At 65.4% G+C, this 4,338-nt stretch carries 6 protein-coding genes; 5 read left to right on the top strand and 1 reads right to left on the bottom strand.

Annotated features, from left to right (window positions below):
- Window positions 1-350, bottom strand: a 350-nt coding sequence (locus QQJ79_RS14990; protein WP_284223728.1) for a hypothetical protein, incomplete at its 3' end; no start/stop codon positions are given.
- Window positions 351-488: 138 nt separating this feature from the next.
- On the opposite strand from QQJ79_RS14990, the gene QQJ79_RS16095 reads away from it, so the two are divergent.
- The 5 genes from QQJ79_RS16095 to QQJ79_RS14970 all read left to right on the top strand — a co-directional run.
- A complete protein-coding gene (locus QQJ79_RS16095; RefSeq protein WP_431307607.1) occupies window positions 489-803 on the top strand; it encodes a TonB family protein in 315 nt (104 codons plus the stop codon).
- A 238-nt stretch (window positions 804-1,041) separates the two neighbouring features.
- Window positions 1,042-1,413, top strand: a complete 372-nt coding sequence (gene rpsL / locus QQJ79_RS14985) for a 30S ribosomal protein S12 (RefSeq protein WP_055832311.1) — start codon at window positions 1,042-1,044, stop codon at window positions 1,411-1,413.
- Window positions 1,414-1,479: 66 nt separating this feature from the next.
- Window positions 1,480-1,953 carry a 30S ribosomal protein S7 gene (rpsG, locus tag QQJ79_RS14980; RefSeq protein WP_055832312.1) on the top strand — a complete coding sequence of 158 codons (474 nt, stop codon included), beginning with the start codon at window positions 1,480-1,482 and terminating at the stop codon, window positions 1,951-1,953.
- Between the two features lie 151 nt (window positions 1,954-2,104).
- On the top strand, window positions 2,105-4,186 hold the full coding sequence (fusA, locus tag QQJ79_RS14975; RefSeq protein WP_284223727.1) for an elongation factor G: 2,082 nt from the start codon (window positions 2,105-2,107) through the stop codon (window positions 4,184-4,186).
- A 56-nt stretch (window positions 4,187-4,242) separates the two neighbouring features.
- A partial coding sequence (locus tag QQJ79_RS14970) for a GTP-binding protein (RefSeq protein WP_284223729.1) occupies window positions 4,243-4,338 on the top strand: 96 nt, incomplete at its 3' end.

Here is a 4,338-nt window from a genome sequence, read left to right as displayed (position 1 = left end):
CCCGGAGCGGGAACGCCGAGGCGGGGCGCGGGCGGGGCCGGCTGGTCGTCATCGTCGGCGGGGTCGCGGAAGGGCAGGTCGCGGTCGGCCGTGGGCGAGCCGGGCAGGACAGGGGCGGCGACGTCCTGCGTCTGCTCCGGCGGCGGACGGACTCGCGCGACCTCGCCGGGCAGGAGCGGGCGGGGCTCCAGCTGGACATAGATGATCGGCTCCGGGTCGACCTGGAGAACGCCTCCCATGGTGAGTCCCATGGAGCGCAGGCCGAGCCAGGAGAAGATCGCCGCGTGGCCCAGCACGGACACGGCCACGATCACCGGCTTGCGCCACCGCTCCGCACGGGCGGGCCACACCCACGCCGGCCCCCGAAATCGCTGTCCACCCGCCATGCGCGTACAGGATGGGGCGAGCGTGGCGGTATTGGGGCTGCCTCAAAGTGGGCGGAGTGCTATCAATTCTACGGGTGAAATTCGGCTGACGGGATTCCTGCGATGCGACGGTTGGTCCTTGGGCTATTCGCCCTGTGCGCCGGCTGCACCAGTGTCGGGGCGCCCGTCGCCCTGGCGGAAGGGCAGGGCGTGGTCCGGGTGCAATGTGTCGCGCAGGCGGACGGGCGTCTCACGGACTGCAAGATCCTTTCGGAACGCCCGGCTGGGCAATGGTTTGGAGAAGCGGCTCTGCGCGCTGCGGGACAGGCGCGGCTCGGTCCTGATGCGCTCCGCGGGGAGGGTGCGAAGATCGAATACAACGTCCGCTTCCGGCTCGACGAACCCGCCGCCCTTGACCTTCAGCCCCCCCGCGCGTAGAAGCCGCCCACTTTCGAGGTTCCCGGTCCGCCGGGTTCCGGGATCGTGACAATTGAACGGACGGGCTGCGCCCGCCGGAACGCCCGAAGCGCGCGTTCCGGTTTTTTCGTTTGGACGTCGCCTTGCCGGCTCGAGATCAAACCCGGGGCGGCGCATCGGCGTCGTCCGAAAAGAAGGCTCATGAGGCGCTCCGGCCGAAAGGCACACGCCTCCATCGATTGAAAGAGACGAGTTTCGAATGCCGACTATCAACCAGCTGATCCGCAAGCCGCGCCAACCCAAGCCGGTCCGCAACAAGGTCCCGGCCCTGAAGGGCTGCCCGCAGCGCCGCGGCGTCTGCACCCGCGTCTATACGACGACCCCGAAGAAGCCGAACTCGGCGCTGCGTAAGGTCGCCAAGGTGCGTCTGACCACCGGCATCGAAGCCGTGTGCTACATCCCCGGCGAGGGCCACAATCTGCAGGAGCACTCGGTGGTCCTGATCCGTGGCGGCCGCGTGAAAGACCTTCCCGGCGTGCGCTATCACATCCTGCGCGGCGTGCTCGACACGCAAGGCGTCAAGGACCGCAAGCAGCGCCGTTCGCACTACGGCGCCAAGCGTCCGAAGTAAGCGATCCGCCCATTCCATTCGCTGGCGAGAGCCAGCCGTCCGACACCGATTTAGAAGGCCAAGCCCATGTCCCGTCGTCACCGCGCACAGAAGCGCGAAGTTCTGCCGGATCCCAAATACAAGGATCTGATCGTCACCAAGTTCATGAACTACGTCATGTACGAGGGCAAAAAGGCCGTCGCCGAGAACATCGTCTACGGCGCGTTCGAGATCCTGGCCGACAAGAAGAAGGAACAGGAGCCCGTCGCCACGTTCCACGCTGCGCTCGACAACGTGGCTCCGGCCGTCGAAGTCCGGTCGCGTCGCGTCGGCGGCGCCACCTATCAGGTGCCGGTCGAGGTTCGCCCCGATCGCCGCCGCGCCCTGGCCATCCGCTGGCTGGTCAACGCCGCGCGCAAGCGGGGTGAGAACACCATGACGGAAAAGCTGGCCGCCGAACTGCTGGACGCCTCGAACAACCGCGGCACCGCGGTCAAGAAGCGCGAAGACACCCACAAGATGGCCGAGGCCAACCGCGCCTTCAGCCACTACCGCTGGTAAACGCCTTCAAGGCGCCCTCTTCGGCGCCTATCTTGAGACTATCCGGCGCGGGCGGTTTGAGCTAAATCGCCCGCGCCCGCTTATCCGCACAGATTGACATCTCCCCGAGGGCGCCAAACGCGTCCTGAACTCACTTCAAGGCACGCTTCTCATGGCCCGCGAAAACAAGATCGAGGACTACCGCAACTTCGGCATCATGGCCCACATCGATGCGGGCAAGACGACGACGACCGAGCGGATCCTGTATTACACCGGCAAGTCCCACAAGATCGGCGAAGTCCACGACGGCGCCGCGACCATGGACTGGATGGACCAGGAGCAGGAACGCGGCATCACCATCACGTCCGCCGCGACGACCGCCTTCTGGAAAGGCAAGCGCCTCAACATCATCGACACCCCCGGCCACGTGGACTTCACCATTGAGGTCGAGCGTTCGCTGCGCGTGCTCGACGGCGCCGTGACGGTGCTGGACGGCAACGCCGGCGTCGAGCCGCAGACCGAAACCGTCTGGCGCCAGGCCGACAAGTACAAGGTTCCGCGGATCGTGTTCGTCAACAAGATGGACAAGATCGGCGCCGACTTCGACGCCTCGGTGCAGTCGATCCGCGACCGTCTGGGCGCCAAGGCCGTGCCGATCCAGTTCCCGATCGGTTCGGAATCCTCGCTGTCGGGCCTGGTCGACGTCGTCGCCATGAATTCGGTGGTCTGGGACAATGACGCCCTGGGCGCCAACTTCACCGTCGGCCCGATCCCGGACGACCTGATGGACAAGGCCCTGGCCGCTCGCCAGTACCTGATCGACAACGCCGTCGAACTGGATGACGAGGCCATGCAGGCCTATCTGGACGGTGAGGAGCCCTCGCTGGAAGTGCTGAAGAAGTGCATCCGCAAGGCCGTGCTGACCGGCGCCTTCTATCCGATCCTGTGCGGCTCGGCCTTCAAGAACAAGGGCGTGCAGACGCTGCTGGACGCCGTCGTCGACTATCTGCCGTCGCCGATCGACATCCCCCCGACCCCGGGCATCGACTTCAAGACGGAAGAGCCGGTCGTGCGCCGCGCCTCGGACGACGAGCCCCTGTCGGTCCTGGCGTTCAAGATCATGGACGACCCCTTCGTCGGTTCGCTGACCTTCTGCCGCATCTATTCCGGCAAGATGGAAACCGGCATGGGCCTGCTGAACTCGAGCCGCGACCGCAAGGAACGCGTCGGCCGCATGCTGCTGATGCACTCCAACGACCGTCAGGACATCAAGGAAGCCTACGCCGGCGACATCGTCGCCCTGGCCGGGCTGAAGGACACCCGCACGGGCGACACCCTGTGCGATCCCCTGAAGTCGCCCGTCATCCTCGAGAAGATGGAATTCCCGGCGCCGGTGATCGAAATCTCGGTCGAGCCCAAGACCAAGGCCGACCAGGAGAAGCTGGGCGTCGCCCTGGCCAAGCTGGCCTCGGAGGATCCCTCCTTCACCGTCTCGACCGACCACGAGTCGGGCCAGACCATCCTCAAGGGGATGGGCGAGCTGCACCTGGACATCAAGATCGACATCCTGCGCCGCACCTACAAGGTCGACGCCACGATCGGTCAGCCCCAGGTCGCCTACCGTGAATCGCTCGGCCGCAAGGTCGACATCGACTACACGCACAAGAAGCAGACCGGCGGTACGGGCCAGTTCGCCCGCGTCATGATCACCTTCGAGCCCGGCGAACCCGGCTCGGGCTTCGTGTTCGAGAACTCGATCGTCGGCGGCGCCGTGCCCAAGGAATACATCCCGGGCGTGGAAAAGGGTCTGAACTCCATCAAGGACGGCGGCCTGCTGGCCGGCTTCCCGCTGATCGACTTCAAGGCGACCTTGACGGACGGCAAGTTCCACGACGTCGACTCCAGCGTGCTGGCGTTCGAAATCGCGGCCCGCGCCGCCTTCCGCGAACTGAAGGAAAAGGGCGCCCCCAAGCTGCTCGAGCCGATCATGGCGGTCGAGGTCGTGACCCCCGAGGACTATCTCGGTTCGGTCATCGGCGACCTGAACGGCCGTCGCGGCATGATCCAGGGTCAGGACATGCGCGGCAACGCCACCGTCGTGAACGCCTTCGTGCCGCTGGCCAACATGTTCGGCTATGTGAACACCCTTCGCGGGATGTCGCAGGGCCGCGCCGCCTTCACCATGCAGTACGACCACTACGAGCCGGTGCCGCAACACGTCGCCGACGAAGTGATCAAGAAGTATTCCGCTTAAATCACCCCCTGAAACACTAGGACAAAGCCCCCTGTTCAGGGGACGGAGAGAAGAGAATGGCCAAGGAAAAGTTCGAACGTAACAAGCCGCACTGCAACATCGGCACGATTGGTCACGTTGACCACGGCAAGACGACGCTGACGGCGGCGATC

The sequence above is a fragment of the Brevundimonas denitrificans genome (genome assembly GCF_030160755.1).
GTDB lineage: Bacteria > Pseudomonadota > Alphaproteobacteria > Caulobacterales > Caulobacteraceae > Brevundimonas > Brevundimonas denitrificans.
This window is presented reverse-complemented; position numbering and strand designations above follow the sequence as displayed.